2 protein-coding genes and 2 pseudogenes are annotated in these 2,675 nt (G+C 46.3%); 2 read left to right on the forward strand and 2 right to left on the reverse strand.

Annotated features, from left to right (window positions below):
* Positions 1-187 (reverse strand): annotated as a pseudogene (locus E2K52_RS14055) (hypothetical protein); the annotation flags it as partial.
* Positions 188-528: 341 nt separating this feature from the next.
* On the opposite strand from E2K52_RS14055, the gene prfA reads away from it, so the two are divergent.
* Positions 529-1,617 (forward strand): peptide chain release factor 1, encoded by a 1,089-nt coding sequence (gene prfA, locus E2K52_RS14060; RefSeq protein ID WP_151205634.1) that lies wholly within the window; start codon positions 529-531, stop codon positions 1,615-1,617.
* On the forward strand, positions 1,617-2,435 hold the full coding sequence (gene prmC / locus E2K52_RS14065; protein WP_151205635.1) for a peptide chain release factor N(5)-glutamine methyltransferase: 819 nt from the start codon (positions 1,617-1,619) through the stop codon (positions 2,433-2,435). The genes prfA and prmC overlap by 1 nt, the downstream gene beginning before the upstream one ends.
* Before the next feature lie 127 nt (positions 2,436-2,562).
* Here prmC and E2K52_RS15235 read toward each other — a convergent pair.
* Positions 2,563-2,675 (reverse strand): annotated as a pseudogene (locus E2K52_RS15235) (IS5/IS1182 family transposase); the annotation flags it as partial.

Consider the following 2,675-nt stretch of genomic DNA (forward strand, 5'->3'; position numbering starts at 1 on the left):
CACCGCCCAGTACGGCACCAATGGTTGCACCTGTATTACCACCCATATTTTTACCCACTGCCGTACCCGCAACGCTGCCTAAAGCACTGGCTGCTGCAACGCGTGCAGTACTGTCGGCATGTGCATTAACAGTCATCATTGAGCCGGCAGCAAGTGCTGCACTCATTAAAATTGCATTGAGTTTCATGTCCAACTCCATGTCCCTACAGGACTATAATTAATTTCGATGCGCAAAATGTAACAAATCATTCATAAAAAAATGTGAAGATCAATCTCCATATTTGCTGGCTTTGTTGGGCAAATTGTAAAATGAGCGAAGAATAAGAATGTAATCGCTTATAAAAAAACCAAGCACGAGCATTTTGATCACATTGGTTAACAAATCTCAGGATCGTACAAATCTGCTAGGCGGACTTACTCAATAATGATGTTCATTAACCCAGAGAATCGTTAAACTAGGCGCAATTTTTTGATTTCGCTGTGCTAAATGAGTTTTAGTTGCAGCCTATGTTTGAGATTTTTTAGAAAATGAAAGAATCGTTACGTTTACGATTAGACCAACTCTCTGACCGCCACGAAGAACTGACTGCATTATTGGCTGATGCAGAAGTCATTTCAGATAACAAACGCTTCCGTCAATTGTCTCGTGAGCATAATGACTTGACCGAGATTAGCGAAGTCTGGAGCAGATACAAACAGGCGGAAGAAGATATTGAAACTGCGCAAGCAATGTTATCCGATCCTGACTTTAAGGAAATGGCACAGGAAGAGATCAAGGAAAATAAAGCCCTGACTGAGCAGTTGGAAGCTGACTTGAATATCCTGATGATTCCGAAAGACCCGAATGATGCAAACTCGGCTTATCTGGAGATTCGTGCCGGAACGGGTGGGGATGAAGCGGCGATTTTCTCGGGCGATTTATTCCGTATGTATAGTCGATATGCGGAAACGCAGGGCTGGCGTATCGAGATACTTTCTGAAAACGAAGGCGAGCATGGCGGTTATAAAGAAGTCATTTGTCTTGTAAAGGGTGAAGGTGTCTTTGGCCGCCTGAAATTTGAAAGTGGCGCGCACCGGGTACAGCGTGTACCCGCGACCGAGTCTCAGGGCCGTGTGCATACTTCCGCCTGTACGGTGGCAATTCTGCCAGAAATTGATGTAGATACGACTGTGGATATTAATCCGGCAGATTTACGCATTGATACTTACCGTGCTTCGGGTGCCGGTGGTCAGCACGTGAACAAAACGGATTCTGCGGTGCGTATTACCCACCTTCCAACGGGAACGGTGGTGGAATGTCAGGAAGAACGTTCACAACATAAAAACAAAGCCAAGGCAATGGCGCTGCTGGCATCACGTCTGGAAAATGCCAAACGTGCTGCGGCTGATGCAGCGACTTCTGAAATGCGCCGTGACCTGGTGGGTTCGGGTGACCGTTCTGAGCGTATCCGTACTTATAACTATCCGCAAGGCCGTATGACAGATCACCGCATTAACCTGACGTTATATAAGCTGGATGCCGTGATGGAAGGTGATCTGACCGAGCTGCTCGATAGCTTGCAGCGCGAATATCAGGCTGATCAGCTTGCAATGCTGGCACAGCAGAATGGTGGCTAATGAATATTTTAGAAGCACTGGCCTTACGCGGCGAAGCTGAAAGTTATGAGCGTCAGGAAAATGCCTGGCTGCTAGAGCACATTACCAAGATTGATTTTTTTGATTTGATAATGAAGAAAGAGCAGCAGCTGACAGCAGAACAGGAGCTGGCCTATATCGAAGGTTTGGCACGTATTGCAGCGGGTGAGCCTTTGGCCTATGTCACCGGTTCACAGCCTTTCTGGACACTGGATCTGAAAGTGACTCCAGATACTCTAGTGCCGCGTCCAGATACAGAAGTGCTGGTCGAAACTGTCCTGAAACTGGAGCTGCCAGAAGATACACGTCTGGTCGATTTAGGTACAGGAACAGGGGCGATTGCCTTATCTCTTGCATCTGAACGTCCTCAGTGGGCAGTGACGGCTACAGATATTTATGAACCCACACTGGAAGTCGCTAAATATAATGCTGAAAAGCATGATTTAAATCATGTGCAGTTTGTACTGGGCTCATGGCTAAAACCATTAGGCCGCCAGTTTTTTGATGTGATCGTATCTAACCCGCCGTATATTGATGCCGATGATGAGCACATGCCAGATCTGGCGACTGAGCCAGAACGTGCGCTGGTTGCGGACAAACAGGGTCTGGCTGATATTGAAATGATTATTCTGCAAGCTAAAAAGCATCTTGCGGTGAATGGCTGGGTGGTACTGGAACATGGCTATGATCAGGGGGAGGCAGTACGTCAGCTGTTTACTCAGGCCGGTTATAAGCAGGTACGTACCCTGAAGGATTATGGTGGAAATGACCGCGTAACACTGGGGCAGTGGCCACATTAATCACTCATCCATGCGGGTTCTTATTGATAAAAAAGCGGCTGAACTGAGTCGCTTTTTTATTGGAATATGAGTTTTAGAGGCATTTCTATCAAGACACAGGAACCGGTTTTAAAACTAGGGCGTGTCCTCATTTGGCTTTACACCAAATAAACATGCAAGCAATGTAAATCATAGACTGATAATTTCGTGCAAGCTTATCAAATCGGGTAGCAATAGCACGGAAATGTTTTAATCTCGCAA

Source organism: Acinetobacter sp. RF14B, from assembly GCF_006864105.1.
Lineage (GTDB): Bacteria > Pseudomonadota > Gammaproteobacteria > Pseudomonadales > Moraxellaceae > Acinetobacter > Acinetobacter lwoffii_C.